Genomic DNA, 18160 nt, shown 5'->3' with positions numbered 1-18160 from the left:
CGGCCGACATCCGCATGGTGGTTGACGCGCTGGACCTCTGCTATACCAAGTCGCATGTCGATACCTTTGTCATCATCAGCGGCGACTCGGATTTCTCGCCCTTGGTGTCCAAGCTGCGGGAGAACAACAAGTATGTGATCGGAATCGGTGTCAGGAGCTCGACCTCCGACCTGCTGGCGGCCAATTGCGACGAATTCATTTTTTACGACGACCTGGTCCAGGCGCAAAAACGCAAACGCCGGGTGCCGGAGAAAAAGCCAGTGCGAACCCCGGCTGCGCCGGACGCGAAAGCGCCGCCCGCCAAACGCGAGGAAGACAAGCCCCAGGAGCACCTGGCCCAGGAAGGACTGGACCTGATGATGGAGACGATCGAGGCTTTGCTGGAAGAGCGCGGCGAAGAAGAAAAGCTGTGGGGCTCGATGGTGAAGCAGACCATGAAGCGGCGGCGGCCCGGCTTCACCGAATCTACCTACGGTTATCGGTCATTTCGCGAGATGCTGGAAGATGCGCAGAAGCGCAATCTCCTGCAGATCCAGCGCGACGAAAAATCCGGCCAATACATGCTGAGGCTGCCAGCCAGCGAAGATTAGCAACTGCTTACTCTCGCGCAAGGGCCAGGAATTCCGTCCGCATTGCCAAATTTGGCAGCAGCTCGCCCAACATGGCCGAGGTGATGGTCTCCTCACCCGGGGTGCGAATGCCCCGGCTTTCCATGCACAAGTGACGGCAGCGTATGACCACGCCGACGGCCTTCGGGCGCAGTATTGCCATCAGGGAATTGGCAACCTGGCTGGTCAGGCGCTCCTGCACTTGCAGGCGTTTGGCAAAGCAATCCACCAGCCGTGTCAGCTTGGACAAGCCCACGATACGTCCGTCCGGTATATAGCCCACCGTTGCGGTACCGAAAAACGGCGCCAGGTGGTGTTCGCAATGACTATAAACGGGGATGCCGCGCACCACGATCAATTCGTTGTATTCCTCCGCACCGTCCTCAAAGGTCTTGAGGATGTCGGCGGGATCTTGCTGGTAACCGGATGTCCAGTGTTTCCATGCGCGCGAAAGCCTGTCGGGCGTATCCAACAAGCCCGGACGGTCCGGGTCTTCACCCAGGCTGGCCAGGAAGCGCCGCCAATCCTCGTTCGAAAAAGTGTCTTCCATCATTGTTTCCATATAGCAAGCGTTGATGCCGGCTGTTCGTTCCGGCAACATAGGTTACCGCAAGCACCGGGAAAAGGTGGCGGGCACGGAGGAATGGGAATGAAACGCTTGATCGCAGCGTTTGTCGTCGTCGGGGTGCTTGCAGGAGCAAGTGCAGAAGAACCGAATCAGTCTGCCAATGCCGCATCAAAACGGGAGGGCATTCTGGATAATGCAGCTATTCATATACGCGCACGATCCGCTTTCGAGGACGGGGCAGGAACCGCCCCGCATGCCTTGACCTTGTTCAGCACTGCGCGCGCACTAGCGGCGCAGAACAAGATCAATGACGCGATCGAGATTTATCGCTCATTGAACCAGACGTATCCCGGACTTCCCGAACCCTACAACAACCTTGGTCTGTTGCATCTTTTACTGGAGCAATACGAGAATGCTGAACTGGCGTTCCTCGCTGCGCTGCGTATCGATCCAGGCTATAGCATCGCCCAGGAAAACTTGGGCGATGTCCACGCTCGCATGGCGCTGCGTGCTTATGATGCGGCGGCACGCCTAGAGCCCGATGGTTCTGCTGCACGCGAAAAAATCCGCTACCTGATGCCGGTCGTACGTAGCAAGAGCCCGACCCCCAGCGTGGGCTTGTCCCGTGTTGGCGGTCCCCCTACCGAGATGATCGGATCCGATCGGCGCAACTGAGCGCGGCGCGCCGCATTGCACGCCCGCTCAGGTTCGCGCGGATGAACCTCGGGCCCGGCCTTTCGGTTTGTGGCCGGCCAGAAGGCCAGCGCCGTGGGTTTCTTTGGCCTCCAGGATTTCTTCGCCAATCGCGTCCAGGTTCAGTTTGGCCTTCTTCACTTTGGGGAACATCTCCTTTTCTTCTTCCTGGACGTGGTGATCGACATATTCTCCCAGTACGGTCACCTTGGCGTCGTACATCGGGTCGCTCGGATCCATGAGCTGTATTTGTTCGATCAGATCACGGGCGCTGGCGTGCTCGACCTCGGCTTCGTTCATCAGATCGTCATCTTCGATGGCAGCGCGGGCGGCCGGGTAGAAAATCTCCTCCTCCACCGTTGTGTGCATCATCAATTCCGCGCAAATCTGATCCACCAGCTCTTGTTTGTCTTCCGGTGATGCCTTTGCATGCACCCTTTCGAATTCCTTGAACATTTTCCGGACATTCTTGTGATCGTCCATCAGTAAATCGAGGGCGTTTGTTTCGATTTTCTTGCTCGTTGGCATGTCTATTCTCCGTTACGAAGTAAAAGACGGTTGGAGCAGGCGAATCGCGCTGTCGTTCCCGTCCAGGCAGTCAAGCAGGCGGGGGATTGCGCAGGGGCCGACAACATCAAATCAAGGCCGTTTCGGCTCTCATCCTTTTGCGTTCGCGCAAATGGGCATGGGAACTCCCTTTCGGCGAAGTTGCCGGTTTTATCCAAGGTCTTGAAGACATGGAAGATCCAACGCAGAAGTGGCCACGCTCGGTCGCCCACGTCCAGGCGCAGCATCGTCATGGAAATCAATGGCTTGAACCGACGTTTTTTCCATTGGAACCGATCTTCGCCCAATGTTACACACCTCGCCGGATAGCGATGACACGCAGTCGACAACTTAAAACAAAAGGAGTATCCGACCATGAAAGACAGAATTACCGGCTCCACATTGCCGTTGCCCGTTACTGCGTTGCGCACGAGCGGATTGACGCCTGCTCCGACCAAGGGCGTCGCAGGCCAGGCCGGGTCCAGCCCGCTGGTTTCCAGCAAGCCGCGATTGTCGGCCGAGGAACTCAATAAACGTGCGGACGGGCTTTTCAACTATACGGACCTGAGTCAGGCCGGCGCCAATGCGCTGGCAGAGGTGCTTGACCCAAGCGGCAACGACAAGGCTGAAGTCAGGGAGTCGATCAGCAGGATGCGCAGTTACGTGACGTCCTACATGCTTGGTGTTCACGCCGTAAAAAAGGACGATTTTCCGTTCCTGATGAAATTTTCCAGACTCTGGGCCCAAACGTCGCCTGAACAACGTCAAGCTTTTCAGTTTGGCCGTGGCTTCGACGACTTTGTAGCCGATATCCGGCCGCCGACTGGTCCTTCTGTCGTCATCCGAGAGGCGGTGCGCAAGTAGCCAAGCAAACGGCCTTCCTCGGCCGTTTGTTCGTTCGGTGATGGAACTTTGTGACCAATATCGTTACTTAGGTCACGGCAAGTTTGCGATGTGTGCGTCCGTCTATCGGCGAACAAGGCTTGCCTTCCCCTCGAACCACCATGCAGAGGAAGACCATGTCAATCAGTCTCGAGCTGGCGCAACTGCTGATGCAGGAACTCGGTCCGCAAACACCGGAAATCGACGCAGTAATGCAGCAGGACGACACCAATTGGGTCTTGATGCTGGAAGATGAATCTGCCGTTGCCATTGAGTGGACGGGCAATCCTTCGCGTTTGGTCTTGAGTGCCAATTTGGGCCATCCTAGCGAAGGTTCGCAGTTGTCGGTCTACGAGACGCTGCTGTCGTATAACTTGCTTTGGCAGGACACCGGCGGCGTTCGGATGGCGATAGACGGCCCGCAAGGTGAGGTGATGCTCATTTATGACCTGTTCGACGACCACCTCACTGTTGCCGAATTACAGACTGTTGTGCTGAACCTCACCAGTATTGCCAGCATTTGGCGGGACTATGTGAAAAAAGACAGTAACGCCAGCTCATTGCCGCCAATCGGTAGCGAGAGCGTGCATCTGCGTGCGTGAACCAGGGGCGCAAACATGAGCGACCCAGTAAACGGACATGGCAGTTCCGGAAATATCCGGCAACTTTTCGATGCCGGCAACTCTCGCACGGAAAGCGTCGCAAACGCCACGCCGGATAAAAGGCCGGCGCAACCTGTACTCGGTGCGCGCGCGGAAACAAAGGCTCACGCGCTTCCGTTGCCGGGTTCCGTCGTGGCCGTCAGCCAGATGGCGCCGACGGAACCAGTTCTCAGGCCGGAAAAAGGCAGGATCGGACTCGATCTGGGCTTGCGCCATCTCGAGCAACTTCTGGCCGGCATCAATGACCCCGCGCAATTGCAGTCGGCTGGCGACGAAGATGCTGCTGCCCCCTCGCCGCTTTAGCTTGTCGCAGAAAACCCCCCGCTATCGATCGAAGAGAGAATGGCATCGATAGCGGGGTGCATTATCTTGCGCTCGTTGGAAATCGCGTAAAACTGTTCCTTTACGCGGGTCATCTCTCCCACGGGTATCGCAGCGAATTGCTCGAGCACGTCTTTCGCGAGTGCCGATGGCGCAGGGAAAAGGCCCAGGCCGCTGCGCCCGAAGGTGTTGAGCAGCGCGTTGTCGTCAAATTCCCCAACAATTTCCGGCCGTACTTCATGCTCCTCGAACCATTGATCGAGACGAACGCGAATCGCATTATTGCGTGTGGGCAGCAGGATAGGCGCGCCGTTCAGGCTGCGCGGAAAATTCAGGTGGTACTTGCTGGCCAGAGCACGAACGCCGAACAGGCTGATCTGGCTTTCGCCAAGCAGGTGGCTGAAGACACGTAGTGTCGTTCCATGCGGCACCGGACGATCCGTCAGGACAACGTCGAGCTTATGCACCGAGAGGTCGCCAAGGAGCGCCTCGAACTTATCCTCGTAACAGACCAGTTTCACCTTTTCCGGTAGGCTTAGTGCGGCTTCCAGCAAGCGCGACGAGATCAGCTTCGGCAGGGAGTCGGAGATGCCGACAGTCAGCCGAATGGTTCGGTCGATTTCAGAATCAGCAAGTGCTTCGACGAGTTGGCCGCCCAGCAGGAATATCTGGTCGGCGAAACCCAGGGCAACCCGTCCTGCCTCGGTCAACACCAGCTTCCTGCCCTGTGGGGCGAACAAAGCCCTGCCAAGAGATTGTTCCAGCATGGCAAGCTGAGCGCTGATCGTCTGCACCGCAACGTCCAGTCGCTCTGCCGCCCGCGTTACACTTCCTTCCTTCGCTACCACCCAAAAGTAATACAGATGGCGATAGTTGAGTCCGGTAGATTTAGCCATTCTTCGTTTTTGCCGCAGTTAAAGTCACATTATCTTCGCTTTTGCAAAAAATAGGAATTGGTTAAGATTCATCCTTTACAACAAAACGGAAGCGCCTGCACTCTTCGGGGAACGGGCCGACATCAATCATGATCGAACTGTTTTCTGATCCGCAGATATGGATCGCCTTTTTTACTCTCACCGCACTGGAACTGGTGCTGGGGATCGACAACATTATCTTCATCTCGATCCTGGTTGATAAATTGCCGCCGGAGCGCAGGGAATTCGCCCGCAGGATCGGTCTGTTCTTTGCCATGTTTACGCGGATAGCCTTGCTGCTTGTGCTGGCCTGGATAGTCGGACTGACTGCACCGCTTTTCACCGTGTTGAGCCAGGAAATCTCGGGACGTGATCTGGTACTGATCCTTGGCGGACTGTTCCTTCTCTGGAAAAGCGTGGGGGAGATCCATGAAACCATCGAAGGTTATTCACAAGGCCCAAGCGTCAAGACGGTGGTCCGGGCCACGTTTGCTGCAGTGATCCTGCAAATCCTGGTGGTCGATGTCGTGTTCTCGCTCGATTCGATCATTACCGCGGTTGGCATGGTCGACCATGTGGAGGTGATGATCGCTGCCGTGATCGCTTCAGTTTGCCTGATGATGCTGTTTGCTGGCGTGATCGGACGCTTCGTATCGGCTCATCCTACGATCAAGATGCTGGCGCTCGCGTTCCTGGTCGTGATCGGCGTGATCCTGATCGCAGAGGGGTTTGACCATCACGTACCAAAGGGATACGTTTATACAGCCATGGCTTTTTCGCTGGTGGTCGAAATGCTGAACATCCGGATGAGAAAGAGCACGGCCCCGCTGAACCTGTTGGCGCATCATCAACCCCATGCTGACGAGAAAGGCGGGCAATAATTCCACGGTCACAGATCGGTGACGGTGGTCTTCGGTAGTGAAGGAAGCCGACCCCGGCTTCCTGGTTTTTACAGGAGAAAACATGAGGCTGGATATTTACCGACGTCCCGAGCAAGGGGGCCGCTATTCCTACCTGGCAGTCCCGGCCACAAGGCGCATACCTGAAGAAGCCAATGCCATCGACTGGGAAACCATGCGCCTCGGTGTTGATTTCCAGGAGACGGAGGACGCCTTGACCGAATACCTGATCGAAAAACACACCGAACAGATCAGTGCCAAAGGATATGCCATCACGAGTGTAAAGCGGCTCGCTGAGCCCGGCCGATTGAGCTCCCCGCGATAGCATCGCATCCAGAGGGCCGTGCGGGCGCACACGGTGTGCGCCAGCCGGTCAGGCCGGACTTCCGGTCGCCCTGTTACCGGGGATGCCGGCATTCCCCCCCCCGCGGAAAACCACTAGAACATAGATGGCGTCAGGCCCGGCTCGGGCTCCAACGGCAACTTGATTGGTTCGATCAGGTCGGGTCCCTCGTTGCCGGCGCGGTTCACACGCTTTCCCACCGGATACCAAACGAAGTCCTGTGCCGGCCTGCTCCTGGAGCGGGCCAGTTGCTCCGCTTGCTCGGCCGCGAGTCCGGTGTCGAGCCACAGGAGAGCATCTTCAGCAGAAAACACAACAGGACGGCGATCGTGCACGTCCACCATGCCGGCATCGGCGCTTTCCGTGACGATTGCCAAGCCACAGCCACGGTCGGGATCACGATCGGCGCGAAAGCCCGCTATTGCTGCCAGAAACATCGGCGAGTCGCTTTCCAGTCGGATATACCAAGGCTGTTTGTGCCCGGGTTTTCCGGTCCATTCGTACCAGCCGTCGGCGGGAACAATGACGCGGCCTGCGCGCCATAGCGGCGCAAAAAAACGGCCGCTTGCCGCCTTCTCGATGCGGGCATTGATCGCCGGCGGGATACTTTTTGTCGTGGCCCAATGCGGCCGATAACCCCAGTTCAGCCGGTCGACATGGCATGCGCCCTCGGGCAAGCGGTGAAGCAGCAGCACTTGCGTACCTGGCGGCTTGTTGTAGGCGGGCGGACCAGCGAGATCCAGGCCATCGGCCAGGGTCCAGCCGATCTCCCGGGCGTATTCACCAGGTGTCCTGCGTTGCGTGATTCTTCCGCACATTGCGCGTCGGGGAAAGTTGGCCTCTTACCAGCCTAAACCGCAAAAGACCATGATTCAAGCAATCCGCTTTCATTCCGGGCACTGCAGCGGGGAACAAAATTGCGACATCTCAACTCCCACTTAGCGTGATGCGGATGCTGATCAAGCGTTCCATGCCTTTCGGCAGTAGCTTGAAGGCAGGGGCGAAGGTTGTCTTCGGCGTTGCCGGGCTCTTGTTGTACATCAAAGAAGTGAATGGTTGCAGGAAATTTTGCCGTACTCGTCCTGTCCCTTGGTCAGCATAAGAAATATTCCGAAACTTCATCGAAAGCGAGATGCCATGTCGTCTGAAAACCTGACTAGCCAAGAGTCCTATAATCCCAACCGTTTGCTTGACATTCTGATCGAACGGTTGCATCTGAAGAACGACGCGGCACTGTCCCGCGCACTTGAAGTTGCGCCGCCAGTGATCAGCAAGATCAGGCATCGCCGCCTGCCGGTAGGTGCGTCGATGCTGATCCGCATGCATGAAGTGAGTTCTTTGTCGGTGCGCGAACTCCGCGACCTGATGGGTGACCGGCGTACCAAATACCGGCTCTCGGATGCGCAGGGCAAACCCAAGCCGGGGATGGAGGGTGAGCCAGCGCAGCCGCAAGGCCAGCTAAGTCCACATCAGCCGCTCCACCAGTCCCATTCCCGCTAGCCACAGGCAGGCCGTGGCTAGCGGGAGCGGGTATGCCTGGGGCCAAAGGCTAGCGCCCCAGGCGTCCTGACTGGAAGTCTTCCACTGCCTGCCGCAGTTGGTCCTGCGTGTTCATCACGAACGGGCCATATTGGACAATGGGCTCATTGAGCGGCTTGCCGGCGATGACCAACACGCGGGCCGCTTCGCCTGCGCTGGTCAACTCGACGCCGTGTGCTTGCCCATTGCCCAGGATCGCCATCTGCCTGCTTGACACGACCGTGCCGGCGACGCTGACGGAACCGCGATAGACATAGATGAACGCGTTGTGTCCGGCGGGCAGCGATTGCTGCAAGCTGGCGCCGGCAGGTATCGCCACGTCAAGGTAAAGCGGCTGCGTATCATCACGCTGGACTGCGCCGTCGACACCTTGGGCAACCCCCGCAATCACGATGCCTTCCACCCCTTGCGCGGTCGTGAAGTGCGGCAGCTCGGGGGCAGGGATATCGCGATACCACGGTGCGCGCATCTTGTCGTGTGCCGGCAAGTTGAGCCACAGCTGGAATCCCTCCATCCGGCCATCTTCCTGCTCCGGCAATTCGGAGTGGATCACCCCTCGCCCCGCCGTCATCCATTGCACGCCGCCGTTTTCGAGCAAGCCTTCATTGCCGGCGCTGTCGCGATGGCGCATTCGCCCGGCGATCATGTATGTGATCGTCTCGAATCCACGGTGTGGATGATCCGGGAAGCCGCCAATATAATCTTCCGGCCGATCGGTACCAAAGGCGTCCAGCATCAGGAACGGATCGAGGCGCCGCTGCAGCGGCTGGGTCAGTACTCGCGTGAGCTTGACCCCTGCCCCGTCAGACGTTGCGACGCCATTGACCAGGCGCTCGACGCTGCGCGATACGAATGTCGTTTCTGGCTGTTGCATGCTGCTCTCCTTTGCTGTGCCCGTCTCCTGACGGGAAGGTGATTTTTGCGAAAAGCCCTGTCCGGTGATCAGGCAGTCACAAGTTCGATTTGCTCATGCGCCGAGGCGAGCGCTGACTGTTCGGCTTCCGGGCCCATCGCCAAGCCTTCGGCGTAGACGAATTCCACATCGCTCATGCCAAGGAATGCCAGGACCGTCTTCAGGTACGGCACTTGCGAGTCCGCCGGCGTATTGCGATAGACGCCGCCACGGGTCAGTACGACATATACCTTCTTGCCCTTGAGCAGTCCCTCGGCCCCTTTTTCGGTGTACTGGAATGTTACCTTCGCCCGCGAAATCGCATCGATCCAGTTCTTCAGTTGGACTGGCACACCGAAGTTGTACATCGGCACACCCAGCACCACCACATCGGCGGCCTGGATTTCAGCAATCAAGGCGTCGTCCAGGGCGACCCGCTCGGCCTGCAGCGCGGTGCGCGTGCCAGCCGGCGTGAACAAGGCCTGCAGCGCTTGCTCGTCGAGGATCGGTTGGGGATTGCGGGCCAGGTCGCGTACCGCAAGGACCGCGCCCGGATTCTGCGCTACGAGCCGCTCGCTGAGGATGCCGGCCAGGCGAGTGGATTGGGAGCCATCGGTGCGTGCGCTGGAATTGACTTGGAGGATATTCATGATGTTTTTTGATCAGGTTTGGTTTCGATAGAGTCAGTGTAGATGTACCGAAATCAATCCGGAAGACCGCTAAATGGATAAGATCGTTCCATTGATGGGATAATCCCAGTTCGCGAACGGAGGGAGGCGGCCATGAGGCCAGAACCGAACGACTTGCTTTTATTTGCACATATTGTCGAAACCGGCAGCTTCAGTCGGGCGGCGTTGCGGCTGGGCGTACCCAAGTCCACCGTGTCGCGCCGCCTGGCAAACCTGGAGGCGCAACTGGGAGAACGGCTGCTGTTGCGCACCACCCGCAAACTGACGCTCACCGACTTCGGCATGGGTGTACTGGAGCACGCACGCGGTGTGCAAAATGAAGTTGAGGCGGCGCAGTCGCTGGCTCAGCACCGCCAGAGCGCGCCGAGCGGGCGCTTGCGCGTCTCGATGCCGGGCGACCTGGCCAATACCGTATTGGCAAAAATGCTATCGGACTTCGTCAACCGTTATAGCGCGATCAGCCTTGAGCTCGACCTGTCGCCAAGACGGGTCGACCTGGTTGGTGAAAATTTCGATTGCGCGCTGCGCATGGGCGCGCTGCCGGATGATGCAACGCTGGCGGCGCGCCGCATTGCGGCTTTTTCCGGCGGCCTGTACGCAGCCCCCGGGTATCTCGCGCGCCAGGGCGAACCGGCCGAGCCGGAAGCCCTGATGGGGCACAGCACGCTGCGCCTGTTGCGCCGCAACGGCGAAGCCGAACAATGGATCCTGAACCGGGGCGAACAAGTTTGGGAGGGCGCGCCCCCGGCCCGGGCCGTGATCAACTCGCCGGAACTGCTGATACGCATGGCAATCCTTGGTGCTGGCATCGCCGCGGTCGCCGACCATTATGCCGAGCCCTACGTGACCAGCGGTGAGCTGCGGCCGGTATTGCCGGACTGGCGCCTGCCGGTCGTTACGGCATGGGCGGTATTCCCCGGTCGCCGATTGATGCCCGCCCGGACCCGGGTGTTCATCGATGCCGTGCAGGCGCAGTTTGACAGTCCGCAGTGCCAGGCGGTCGAAGAACGCGTGGCGCGGGGACGTGCAAACGCGCGTGAAGCAAGCGGCGCCGAAGCGGCAATCCTGCCCGGCCTGGCCGCTCAGCGCATCAGTTCGTAGGGGCCGCCCTTGTCGAGCGCCCGCAGGTATGCCGGCCGCGCCTGGATTCGTGCCAGCCAGGCCAGCAAGGCGGGACGAGCCGCGCCGACTGCGCCGCGCGCCGATGCGGCTTCAACGGCAAAACTCATTTGCACATCGGCCGCGCTGAACGCAGCGCCAGCGAACCACGGTGCTTTTGTCAGCTCGGCTTCCATGTAGTCGAGCTGTGCGGTCAAATTAGGGTCGATTACCGTCTTGCGTACCTTGGCTGCGATCGCCCGCGTCACGGGCTTCAGGAAAAACGGCACTGGCGCCTTTTCGATGCGGGAGAAGATCAGCGACAAAAGCAAGGGCGGCATGGCCGACCCTTCCGCGAAATGCAGCCAGTAGGTGTAGCGCAACCGATCCGGGCTGTCCTGCGGTGGCACCAGTCGTCCGTCACCGTAACGTCCAACCAGGTACTCGATGATGGCGCCCGACTCCGCCACCGTCAGCTCGCCGTCGGTAATTACTGGCGACTTACCCAGGGGATGTATTGCCCGCAGGCTTGCTGGCGCCAGCATGGTCGTCGGGTCGCGCTCATAGCGCACGACGCCATAGTCCAGACCCAGTTCCTCCAGCAACCAGAGGATGCGCTGCGAGCGTGAATTGTTCAGGTGATGGACGGTAATCATGGATGCTCCCAAAAGGTATTGCTGTCAGTGTGGCCGGATCATGCAGGTCCAAACCCGGGCGGGCGGCTCCAGACGAAAGGCTGATCGTTGCCGGTACGCTCAACGACCGCGTGGCGACGCGCCCGCGCGCGGCTTTCGTTGCGTGTGGAGCAATTTCGGATCCAGGCGGGTGACCTGTTCGAGCAGTGTTGCGCCGTGCGTGAGCAGGAACTCCCGGAACGCCTGGGCAACTGGCGGCAGTCGCTTGTTACGCCGGTGTACCAGATACCAATTGTGCATCACCGGCAGCTCCTGCACATCCAGCACCACCAGGCTCCTGGCCTGCAGTTCCAGCCCTATCGTATGCGCGGAAAGAAAACTGATCCCCATGCCCGCAATGACCGCCTGCTTGATCGTTTCCGTGCTCTTGATCTCCATCGAGATATTCATCCCGGGTAACTGACCGGCCAAACCTTCCTCCATCGACTTGCGCGTATCGGACCCCTTTTCGCGCACGATCCACGGTTCGTCAGCCAGTGCGGCGATCGGAATACGCCGCTTGCGCGCCAGCGGATGCTCGGGGGACGCGACGACCACATAAGGATGCGGCGCAAACGATTCATTGACCGTATCCATGTCAGTCGGTGGCCTGACCATGATGGCCAGGTCGGTCATGTTATCTGCGAGCTGGTACAGAAGCTCTTCGCGGTTGTGCACGGAAAGATTGAGCTTGACGCCCTGATGGCGCCCGGCGAAATTGACCAGCAGCCGCGGCAGGAAGTAATCGCCGGCACTGATCACGGCAACATTCAGGCGTCCGCCGGTGACTCCCTTGAACTGTGTCATTGCTTCTTCCGCCGCCTGGAAGTTGGCGATGATGGTCCTGCTGTGATGCAAGAGCTCGTTTCCGGCGGGGGTCAGGTAAATTTTCTTGCCGAGTTGTTCAAACAGCGGCAAGCCGACATGCCCCTCCAGCGTCTTGACCTGGGTAGAGATCGCCGGTTGGGTCAGGTGCAATTCCTCGGCGGCGCGCGAGAAGCTCGCATGCCGCGCCACGGTTTCAAATACTTTCAACTGCCGCAGTGTCGCGTTTTTCATTGATTACTTCTCACAGATTCATAAAGGATACTAAATGAATTTTATTCAAAACATCAATTAGTTATTATTTCTGTGGTGCACTACCGCGCCGTCCGGTTCATTGGAAGGGCGCAGGCCCAAAGACCGCGCGGTGACAACCCGGAATCCAAAATTGGTGCGCGGGCGGTGACCGGTCTTGGCTTCAAATTGCGCGAGCAACAGAACGAAAGACCTGCGTTTTTTTGCGCAGGTCGACTCGCCGCGCCGCGCCAGTCGCATACAATTGACCACCCGAATTTTTGAAAAATTGACTTCGGTCAATCCGAATTGTTTGGGAAGTGTCGCAGTATCCATCTACTCTGGAAAACTGGCGATGTTGAGTGCAGCGCGTGCTTTGTGTGCTGCCCATGTCGGCGATTCATCCAGAAATGGGCGCCTGCGACCGCGCTCCACAGGAGCAAGACGGTCGATGTTGCCGTGCGACGTGGTACCTTGCATTGATACCCGACGGTGGCTGCATTCCATTAAACAAGCAAGAACAGATAGTCGAAGGAGTGGTAATGATCAAGCTGATGGTCCCGGTCGATGGCTCGGAAGGTTCGTCCAAGGCAGTCCAATATGTCATCAATAGCGTCGGACTCTACAAGGAGCCGGTAGAGCTTCACATATTGAACGTCCAGTATCCGATCATCTCCGGCAACGTACGCCATTTCATTTCGCACGATGAACTCGATCGCTACTACCGCGAAAATGCCGAAGCGGCGATGAAGCCTGCGATCGACATGTTGCAGAAAGCGGGCGTAGCCCACATCGCGCACACAGCACTCGGCGACCCTGCTGAAACAGTCGTGCAGCTCGCCCAGGAAAAAGGGTGCAGCCAGATCGTGATGACCCCGCGTGGACTGGGCAACATGGCCGGCATGTTGCTCGGATCGGTGACCAGCAAGGTCATCCATATGTCGACCATACCCGTTGTATTAGTCAAGTAATAGTCTGCGTCCAGGCGCCAGGACGCAGGCTTGCAGTAAATGGAAATGGCAATCCACGAATACGTGCTTCAGATGTAAGTTCGGATCGCAGTGAAGGCGCCGGCAATTCCCTGGAAAAGGGAGCCGGGCCAAAAAATCCAGCCGCCGGTCAGCATGCCGGCGCAGTGATGATAATCGTAACAATATAAAGGAGACATTCATGCGCAAGGCATCGATTCCAGTTTTTGCAGGTGGCCTCAAAAGTGCAGTGACCGCAGGCCTGGTTGCTGCGGCGTTTGCTGCAGTTGCCCCGTCCGCAGTTGCGGCCTGGGAGCCGACCAAGCCAGTTGAATTCGTCATCCCGGCAGGTACCGGCGGCGGTGCAGACCAGATGGCACGTTTCATCCAGGGTGTCGTCATCAAGCACAACATGATGAAGCAGCCGCTGATCGTGGTGAACAAGTCGGGCGGTGCCGGCGCTGAGGGCTTCCTCGCCGTCAAGGACGCCAAAGGCGATCCACACAAAATCATCATTACCCTGTCCAACCTGTTCACGACACCGCTCGCAACGGGCGTGCCGTTCAACTGGAAAGACATGACGCCGGTCTCCATGATGGCGTTGGACCAGTTTGTCCTGTGGGTTAATGCAGAAGCGCCGTACAAGAACGCCAAGGACTACATTGCAGCGGTAAAGGCTGCAGGCCCGAGCAAGATGAAGATGGGCGGTACCGGTTCCAAGCAAGAGGACCAGATCCTGACCGTCGGCATCGAGAAAGCCACTGGCACCAAGTTCATCTACATCCCGTTCAAAGGGGGCGGTGAAGTCGCTGTCCAGCTCGTCGGCAAGCACATCGATTCATCGGTGAACAACCCGATCGAAGCGGTCGCGCAATGGCGTGCCGGCAAACTGCGCGCACTGTGCGTGTTCGACGCCGACCGCATGCCGTACAAGACCAAGGTCACTGATACCCAATCATGGAATGACATTCCAACATGCAAGGAATCGGGCGTTCCAGCCGATTACGTCATGTTGCGTGGCATCTTCATGGCGCCTGGCGTGACCAAGGACCAGACCGACTACTACGTCAGTCTCCTGAAGAAAGTCCGCGACACACCGGAATGGAAAGAGTTCATGGAGAAGGGCGCATTCAATCAGTCCGCAATGTCGGGTGCGGACTATGTCAAGTGGCTGGAAAAGGCTGAGCAGCAGCACAAGACGCTGATGCAGGAAGCCGGCTTCATCGCCAAGAAGTAATCGCCGGACCGCAGCATGACAGGGGGGCGCATTGCGCCCTCCTGGCAGATTCGCAGTCCTCAACACCCCCACAGCAGGAGTTTTTTTCCCATGGATCACCATACGGAAGCCGGTGAGTCACGTTCCGGCGTGCAGACATACGTCGTCGAGGGAGTCGTTGCCGTCCTCGTACTGATTCTCGGCCTGACCATTCTTTACGGTAGCCGCAAGCTCGGTTCTGGCTGGACCACCGACGGCCCTGGTGCCGGTTATTTCCCGTTTTACATCGGTTTGATCCTGTGTATTTCTGCTGTGGGAATTTTCTGGCAGAGCGTTTTTGGCAAAGACCGCAATACTGAAATCTTCGTCGACAGCGTGCAGATCAAGCGGGTGATGCAGGTTCTGATACCGGCAGCAATTTATGTCGGCGTGATCCAGGTCCTCGGCCTGTATGTCGCGTCCGCGATCTACATTGCGCTGTTCATGATCGTGCTGGGCAAGTACTCCACCATCAAAAGCATCCTGCTCGGGGTCGGGTTCAATGCCCTGTTTTTCATGCTGTTCGAAGTATGGTTCAAGGTCCCCTTGTACAAGGGCATGATCAACCTTCTGGGTTTCACTGGATATTGATCCGGTCGCTGACTGAATCATCAAACGAGGTGTTGTAATGGAAGAAATTAACGCCCTATTCACGGGCTTCGCAACAGTCCTGACGCCGATGAACACGCTGCTCATGGTGATCGGCATCGTGCTTGGCGTACTCATTGGCGTGCTGCCTGGGCTCGGTGGCGCCAACGGCGTGGCCATCCTGTTGCCGCTGACATTTTCGATGTCGCCGACTTCGGCAATCATCATGCTGTCCTGTATCTACTGGGGCGCGCTGTTTGGTGGCGCCATCACGTCGATCCTGTTCAATATCCCCGGCGAGCCGTGGTCAGTAGCCACGACCTTCGACGGTTATCCGATGGCGCAGCAAGGCCGTGCCGGCGAGGCGCTGGCAACAGCCTTCACGTCGTCATTCATAGGCGCGCTGGCGGCAGTCATCATGATTACCTTCATGGCGCCTCTTGTGGCCAAGTTCGCGCTACAGTTCGGGCCGCCCGAATTCTTTGCGGTCTATCTGCTGACTTTCTGTAGCTTCGTCGGCATGGGCAAGGGATCGCCGTTCAAGATCCTGGCATCGATGACGATTGGCTTCGGCCTTGCCGCTGTCGGTATGGATACCGTCACCGGCCAACTGCGCCTGACTTTCGGCCTGCATGAACTGATGCGCGGTTTCGACTTCCTGATTGCCGTGATCGGATTGTTCGGTATCGGTGAAATCCTGCAGTCGATGGAAGAAGGCCTGGCGTTCTCCGGCAAGTCTGCCAAGATCAACGCCAAGGTCGTCTTTGAAACCTGGAAGAAGCTGCCGACTTACTGGGCGACGTCGGTGCGTAGTTCGTTGGTCGGCATCTGGATGGGCATCACCCCCGGCGGCGCCACACCGGCATCGTTCATGAGCTACGGCCTGGCCAAGCGCTTCTCGAAGAACGGTTCCCGTTTCGGCACCGGCGAGATGGAAGGCGTGGTTGCGCCGGAAACTGCTGCTCACGCAGCCGGCACCAGCGCACTGCTGCCGATGCTGGCCTTGGGTATCCCCGGTTCGCCGACCGCCGCAGTGCTGTTGGGCGGCCTGCTGATCTGGGGCCTGCAACCAGGACCGCTGCTGTTTGTCGAGCAAAAGGACTTTGTCTGGGGCCTGATCGCCAGCATGTACCTCGGTAACCTTGTGGGCCTGATCGTGGTGCTGACCACCGTGCCGCTGTTCGCATCGATCCTTCGCATTCCGTTCTCGATCATTGCACCGGTGATTATCGTGATCTGTGCGATCGGCGCCTACACCGTGCATAACGCCATGCTCGACATCTGGTTCATGCTGATGTTCGGCGTAGTTGGATACGTGTTCAAGAAGCTGGACTACCCGCTTGCACCGCTGGTGTTGGCTCTCGTGCTCGGTGACAAGGCGGAAGACTCGTTCCGGCAAGCGATGCTGGTTTCGCAAGGCGAGCTGTCGATCATGTGGTCGAACGCGCTGGTCGGTTCGATCACGACGCTGGCACTGCTGATGTTGTTCTGGCCGCTGATCGGCATGGTGATTGCGAAGATTCGTCCTCCCAAAGTGGATGAATTCGACGCCCATCGCCCGGTAGATTAAGTAGCTGGAACGTCACCCGGACAGCGTCCGGGCTGGCGTGACCTTCCAGGCGGCGCCTTCGGGCGCCGCTTTTTTTTTGGCCGTCCGTTTCATGCACATCCTGCGCCCTCTCGCGCACCGGAAATCGCTGCATCTGTGGCGCGGGGCGCAGCACCAACCCTCCTGCAACGCAATAAACCAGTCCAATTATCGCTTTTCATTTCTTAATCCGGAATGCAGTTTCTCATAGTGAGTATTCGCCGCTTTTCTGCATTTTTCGCATTGCAGCAAATCCTCCCCTTGGGCAGAATCGAATCATTCGATCGGTCAAGGGGCATTGGCGGCGACGTCTTGCTCCTGCTAACAACAGGAAGCTGTAATGAAAATAGCAATAGTGGGGGCAGGAGGCATCGGCGGTTATGTCGGTGCAAAGCTGGCGTTGGCGGGCGAGGACGTCACATTCCTCGTGCGCGGCGCCAATCTGGACGCGATTCGCAGCAACGGCATCAAGCTGATCGGGCATGACGGCCAGTCGCAGGTCGCGACCAACGTGCGCGCCACCAGCAACTACAAGGAAGCGGGTCCGCAAGACATCGTCATCCTGGCGTTGAAGGCGCACCAGGTCGAGTCCGTGGTCAATGACCTGCCTGACTTGTTTGGCCCCGAGACCGTGGTGATTCCGATGCAGAACGGCATACCGTTCTGGTATTTTTACAAGCATGGCGGCGAACTGGCTGGCCGTCGCATCGAGTCGGTCGACCCAAGCGGGCAGATTTCGGCAAAGATTCCGGCTGAACGCATTCTCGGCTGCGTCGTCTATCCGGCTTCCGAGCTGGTGGCGCCGGGGGTGGTCAGGCATATCGAGGGCGAGCGTTTTCCGCTTGGCGAACTCGATGGTAGCAACAGCGAGCGCGTCAATCGCGTTGCGCAATGCTTTACCAATGCCGGTTTGAAGTCCCCGGTGCTGGATAACATCCGTGCGGAGATCTGGCTCAAGCTGTGGGGCAACCTCACCTTCAACCCGATCAGCGCCCTGAGCCACTCGACCCTGGTCGACATCTGCCAGCATCCGCAGTCGCGTGAACTGGCGGCCAACATGATGACCGAGGCGCAAACCATTGCCAACAAGCTGGGCATCGAGTTTCGCGTATCGCTGGAGAAGCGCATTGCCGGCGCCGAGAAGGTGGGCAAGCACAAGACATCGATGCTGCAGGACGTGGAAGCCGGTCGTGCGCCCGAGATCGATGCCCTGGTCGGCTCCGTGATCGAACTTGGCCGCTTGACAGATACGCCTACGCCGCACATCAGCACGGTCTATGCGTTGGTCAGGTTGATGGGTAGTGCAATGCAACAAAACGCCGGGCATATCCGGCTGACGGCGACCGCCTGACGGGAACCTGGCTGCGTCCTTGCGCC

Annotated in this window: 23 protein-coding genes; 14 read left to right on the top strand and 9 right to left on the bottom strand. The window is 58.4% G+C overall.

Annotated features, from left to right (window positions below):
* Positions 1–590, top strand: a 590-nt coding sequence (locus tag Q7T64_RS00605; RefSeq protein ID WP_304789429.1) for an NYN domain-containing protein, incomplete at its 5' end; no start/stop codon positions are given.
* Positions 591–597: 7 nt separating this feature from the next.
* On the opposite strand, the gene folE is transcribed toward Q7T64_RS00605, so the two are convergent.
* Positions 598–1161 (bottom strand): GTP cyclohydrolase I FolE, encoded by a 564-nt coding sequence (gene folE, locus Q7T64_RS00600; protein ID WP_304789426.1) that lies wholly within the window; start codon positions 1159–1161, stop codon positions 598–600.
* A 96-nt stretch (positions 1162–1257) separates the two neighbouring features.
* Between folE and Q7T64_RS00595 the strand changes: the two genes are divergently transcribed.
* Positions 1258–1851, top strand: coding sequence for a tetratricopeptide repeat protein (locus Q7T64_RS00595; RefSeq protein ID WP_304789423.1), 594 nt, complete (start codon positions 1258–1260; stop codon positions 1849–1851).
* Between the two features lie 27 nt (positions 1852–1878).
* On the opposite strand, the gene Q7T64_RS00590 is transcribed toward Q7T64_RS00595, so the two are convergent.
* On the bottom strand, positions 1879–2397 hold the full coding sequence (locus tag Q7T64_RS00590) for a hemerythrin domain-containing protein (RefSeq protein WP_304789420.1): 519 nt from the start codon (positions 2395–2397) through the stop codon (positions 1879–1881).
* A gap of 393 nt (positions 2398–2790) precedes the next feature.
* On the opposite strand from Q7T64_RS00590, the gene Q7T64_RS00585 reads away from it, so the two are divergent.
* The 3 genes from Q7T64_RS00585 to Q7T64_RS00575 all read left to right on the top strand — a co-directional run bounded on the left by Q7T64_RS00585 (position 2791) and on the right by Q7T64_RS00575 (position 4262).
* Positions 2791–3279 carry a hypothetical protein gene (locus Q7T64_RS00585; RefSeq protein WP_304789417.1) on the top strand — a complete coding sequence of 163 codons (489 nt, stop codon included), beginning with the start codon at positions 2791–2793 and terminating at the stop codon, positions 3277–3279.
* 155 nt (positions 3280–3434) lie between these two features.
* The gene (locus Q7T64_RS00580; RefSeq protein ID WP_304789414.1) at positions 3435–3899 is read left to right on the top strand and encodes a type III secretion system chaperone; all 465 of its coding nucleotides are present in this window, start codon (positions 3435–3437) and stop codon (positions 3897–3899) included.
* A 15-nt stretch (positions 3900–3914) separates the two neighbouring features.
* Positions 3915–4262 (top strand): hypothetical protein, encoded by a 348-nt coding sequence (locus Q7T64_RS00575; protein ID WP_304789411.1) that lies wholly within the window; start codon positions 3915–3917, stop codon positions 4260–4262.
* Here Q7T64_RS00575 and nhaR read toward each other — a convergent pair.
* The gene (gene nhaR, locus Q7T64_RS00570; RefSeq protein WP_304789408.1) at positions 4259–5176 is read right to left on the bottom strand and encodes a transcriptional activator NhaR; all 918 of its coding nucleotides are present in this window, start codon (positions 5174–5176) and stop codon (positions 4259–4261) included. The genes Q7T64_RS00575 and nhaR overlap by 4 nt on opposite strands.
* Positions 5177–5304: 128 nt before the next feature.
* Here nhaR and Q7T64_RS00565 point away from each other — a divergent pair, with 128 nt between their 5' ends.
* Both Q7T64_RS00565 and Q7T64_RS00560 read left to right on the top strand, forming a co-directional pair.
* Positions 5305–6075 carry a TerC family protein gene (locus tag Q7T64_RS00565; protein ID WP_304789405.1) on the top strand — a complete coding sequence of 257 codons (771 nt, stop codon included), beginning with the start codon at positions 5305–5307 and terminating at the stop codon, positions 6073–6075.
* A gap of 37 nt (positions 6076–6112) precedes the next feature.
* The gene (locus tag Q7T64_RS00560; protein WP_304789401.1) at positions 6113–6418 is read left to right on the top strand and encodes a DUF6139 family protein; all 306 of its coding nucleotides are present in this window, start codon (positions 6113–6115) and stop codon (positions 6416–6418) included.
* A gap of 113 nt (positions 6419–6531) precedes the next feature.
* On the opposite strand, the gene Q7T64_RS00555 is transcribed toward Q7T64_RS00560, so the two are convergent.
* The gene (locus Q7T64_RS00555) at positions 6532–7254 is read right to left on the bottom strand and encodes an SOS response-associated peptidase (RefSeq protein WP_304789399.1); all 723 of its coding nucleotides are present in this window, start codon (positions 7252–7254) and stop codon (positions 6532–6534) included.
* Positions 7255–7573: 319 nt separating this feature from the next.
* On the opposite strand from Q7T64_RS00555, the gene Q7T64_RS00550 reads away from it, so the two are divergent.
* A complete protein-coding gene (locus Q7T64_RS00550; protein ID WP_304789396.1) occupies positions 7574–7936 on the top strand; it encodes a hypothetical protein in 363 nt (120 codons plus the stop codon).
* A gap of 49 nt (positions 7937–7985) precedes the next feature.
* On the opposite strand, the gene Q7T64_RS00545 is transcribed toward Q7T64_RS00550, so the two are convergent.
* Together Q7T64_RS00545 and Q7T64_RS00540 are read right to left on the bottom strand one after the other, a co-directional pair.
* Positions 7986–8849, bottom strand: coding sequence for a pirin family protein (locus Q7T64_RS00545; protein WP_304789393.1), 864 nt, complete (start codon positions 8847–8849; stop codon positions 7986–7988).
* Between the two features lie 68 nt (positions 8850–8917).
* Entirely contained in the window at positions 8918–9517 is a 600-nt protein-coding gene (locus tag Q7T64_RS00540) for an FMN-dependent NADH-azoreductase (RefSeq protein WP_304789390.1), read from the bottom strand.
* A 132-nt stretch (positions 9518–9649) separates the two neighbouring features.
* On the opposite strand from Q7T64_RS00540, the gene Q7T64_RS00535 reads away from it, so the two are divergent.
* Positions 9650–10657 (top strand): LysR family transcriptional regulator, encoded by a 1008-nt coding sequence (locus tag Q7T64_RS00535; RefSeq protein WP_304789386.1) that lies wholly within the window; start codon positions 9650–9652, stop codon positions 10655–10657.
* Here the strand turns inward: Q7T64_RS00535 and Q7T64_RS00530 are convergent.
* The 3 genes from Q7T64_RS00530 to Q7T64_RS00520 all read right to left on the bottom strand — a co-directional run bounded on the left by Q7T64_RS00530 (position 10639) and on the right by Q7T64_RS00520 (position 12720).
* Positions 10639–11310 carry a glutathione S-transferase gene (locus Q7T64_RS00530; RefSeq protein WP_304789383.1) on the bottom strand — a complete coding sequence of 224 codons (672 nt, stop codon included), beginning with the start codon at positions 11308–11310 and terminating at the stop codon, positions 10639–10641. The two genes, Q7T64_RS00535 and Q7T64_RS00530, sit on opposite strands and share 19 nt — an antisense overlap.
* 99 nt (positions 11311–11409) lie before the next feature.
* Positions 11410–12387 (bottom strand): LysR family transcriptional regulator, encoded by a 978-nt coding sequence (locus Q7T64_RS00525; protein ID WP_304789380.1) that lies wholly within the window; start codon positions 12385–12387, stop codon positions 11410–11412.
* Between the two features lie 57 nt (positions 12388–12444).
* Positions 12445–12720, bottom strand: coding sequence for a hypothetical protein (locus tag Q7T64_RS00520; RefSeq protein ID WP_304789377.1), 276 nt, complete (start codon positions 12718–12720; stop codon positions 12445–12447).
* Positions 12721–12926: 206 nt separating this feature from the next.
* Between Q7T64_RS00520 and Q7T64_RS00515 the strand changes: the two genes are divergently transcribed.
* The 5 genes from Q7T64_RS00515 to Q7T64_RS00495 all read left to right on the top strand — a co-directional run bounded on the left by Q7T64_RS00515 (position 12927) and on the right by Q7T64_RS00495 (position 18134).
* Positions 12927–13355, top strand: a complete 429-nt coding sequence (locus Q7T64_RS00515; protein WP_304789374.1) for a universal stress protein — start codon at positions 12927–12929, stop codon at positions 13353–13355.
* A 199-nt stretch (positions 13356–13554) separates the two neighbouring features.
* The gene (locus Q7T64_RS00510; RefSeq protein ID WP_304789370.1) at positions 13555–14589 is read left to right on the top strand and encodes a tripartite tricarboxylate transporter substrate binding protein; all 1035 of its coding nucleotides are present in this window, start codon (positions 13555–13557) and stop codon (positions 14587–14589) included.
* A 90-nt stretch (positions 14590–14679) separates the two neighbouring features.
* Positions 14680–15198, top strand: coding sequence for a tripartite tricarboxylate transporter TctB family protein (locus Q7T64_RS00505; protein ID WP_304789367.1), 519 nt, complete (start codon positions 14680–14682; stop codon positions 15196–15198).
* A 37-nt stretch (positions 15199–15235) separates the two neighbouring features.
* Positions 15236–16765 carry a tripartite tricarboxylate transporter permease gene (locus Q7T64_RS00500; protein WP_304789364.1) on the top strand — a complete coding sequence of 510 codons (1530 nt, stop codon included), beginning with the start codon at positions 15236–15238 and terminating at the stop codon, positions 16763–16765.
* A 358-nt stretch (positions 16766–17123) separates the two neighbouring features.
* Positions 17124–18134, top strand: a complete 1011-nt coding sequence (locus tag Q7T64_RS00495) for a 2-dehydropantoate 2-reductase (RefSeq protein WP_304789361.1) — start codon at positions 17124–17126, stop codon at positions 18132–18134.
* The last annotated feature ends 26 nt before the right edge of the window (positions 18135–18160 follow it).

The organism is Lacisediminimonas sp. (assembly GCF_030645335.1).
Classification (GTDB): Bacteria; Pseudomonadota; Gammaproteobacteria; order Burkholderiales; family Burkholderiaceae_D; genus Lacisediminimonas.
Note: the sequence above shows the minus strand (reverse complement) of the source record. Positions and strands in the feature narration are given on the sequence as shown.

Excerpts from the sequence above, each read along its gene's own strand:
- folE (WP_304789426.1), bottom strand. The coding sequence starts at position 1,161 with ATGATGGAAGACACTTTTTCGAACGAGGATTGGCGGCGCTTCCTGGCC.
- Q7T64_RS00595 (WP_304789423.1), top strand. The coding sequence starts at position 1,258 with ATGAAACGCTTGATCGCAGCGTTTGTCGTCGTCGGGGTGCTTGCAGGA.
- Q7T64_RS00590 (WP_304789420.1), bottom strand. The coding sequence starts at position 2,397 with ATGCCAACGAGCAAGAAAATCGAAACAAACGCCCTCGATTTACTGATG.
- Q7T64_RS00585 (WP_304789417.1), top strand. The coding sequence starts at position 2,791 with ATGAAAGACAGAATTACCGGCTCCACATTGCCGTTGCCCGTTACTGCG.
- Q7T64_RS00580 (WP_304789414.1), top strand. The coding sequence starts at position 3,435 with ATGTCAATCAGTCTCGAGCTGGCGCAACTGCTGATGCAGGAACTCGGT.
- Q7T64_RS00575 (WP_304789411.1), top strand. The coding sequence starts at position 3,915 with ATGAGCGACCCAGTAAACGGACATGGCAGTTCCGGAAATATCCGGCAA.
- nhaR (WP_304789408.1), bottom strand. The coding sequence starts at position 5,176 with ATGGCTAAATCTACCGGACTCAACTATCGCCATCTGTATTACTTTTGG.
- Q7T64_RS00565 (WP_304789405.1), top strand. The coding sequence starts at position 5,305 with ATGATCGAACTGTTTTCTGATCCGCAGATATGGATCGCCTTTTTTACT.
- Q7T64_RS00555 (WP_304789399.1), bottom strand. The coding sequence starts at position 7,254 with ATGTGCGGAAGAATCACGCAACGCAGGACACCTGGTGAATACGCCCGG.
- Q7T64_RS00550 (WP_304789396.1), top strand. The coding sequence starts at position 7,574 with ATGTCGTCTGAAAACCTGACTAGCCAAGAGTCCTATAATCCCAACCGT.
- Q7T64_RS00545 (WP_304789393.1), bottom strand. The coding sequence starts at position 8,849 with ATGCAACAGCCAGAAACGACATTCGTATCGCGCAGCGTCGAGCGCCTG.
- Q7T64_RS00540 (WP_304789390.1), bottom strand. The coding sequence starts at position 9,517 with ATGAATATCCTCCAAGTCAATTCCAGCGCACGCACCGATGGCTCCCAA.
- Q7T64_RS00535 (WP_304789386.1), top strand. The coding sequence starts at position 9,650 with ATGAGGCCAGAACCGAACGACTTGCTTTTATTTGCACATATTGTCGAA.
- Q7T64_RS00530 (WP_304789383.1), bottom strand. The coding sequence starts at position 11,310 with ATGATTACCGTCCATCACCTGAACAATTCACGCTCGCAGCGCATCCTC.
- Q7T64_RS00525 (WP_304789380.1), bottom strand. The coding sequence starts at position 12,387 with ATGAAAAACGCGACACTGCGGCAGTTGAAAGTATTTGAAACCGTGGCG.
- Q7T64_RS00520 (WP_304789377.1), bottom strand. The coding sequence starts at position 12,720 with ATGGATACTGCGACACTTCCCAAACAATTCGGATTGACCGAAGTCAAT.
- Q7T64_RS00515 (WP_304789374.1), top strand. The coding sequence starts at position 12,927 with ATGATCAAGCTGATGGTCCCGGTCGATGGCTCGGAAGGTTCGTCCAAG.
- Q7T64_RS00510 (WP_304789370.1), top strand. The coding sequence starts at position 13,555 with ATGCGCAAGGCATCGATTCCAGTTTTTGCAGGTGGCCTCAAAAGTGCA.
- Q7T64_RS00505 (WP_304789367.1), top strand. The coding sequence starts at position 14,680 with ATGGATCACCATACGGAAGCCGGTGAGTCACGTTCCGGCGTGCAGACA.
- Q7T64_RS00500 (WP_304789364.1), top strand. The coding sequence starts at position 15,236 with ATGGAAGAAATTAACGCCCTATTCACGGGCTTCGCAACAGTCCTGACG.
- Q7T64_RS00495 (WP_304789361.1), top strand. The coding sequence starts at position 17,124 with ATGAAAATAGCAATAGTGGGGGCAGGAGGCATCGGCGGTTATGTCGGT.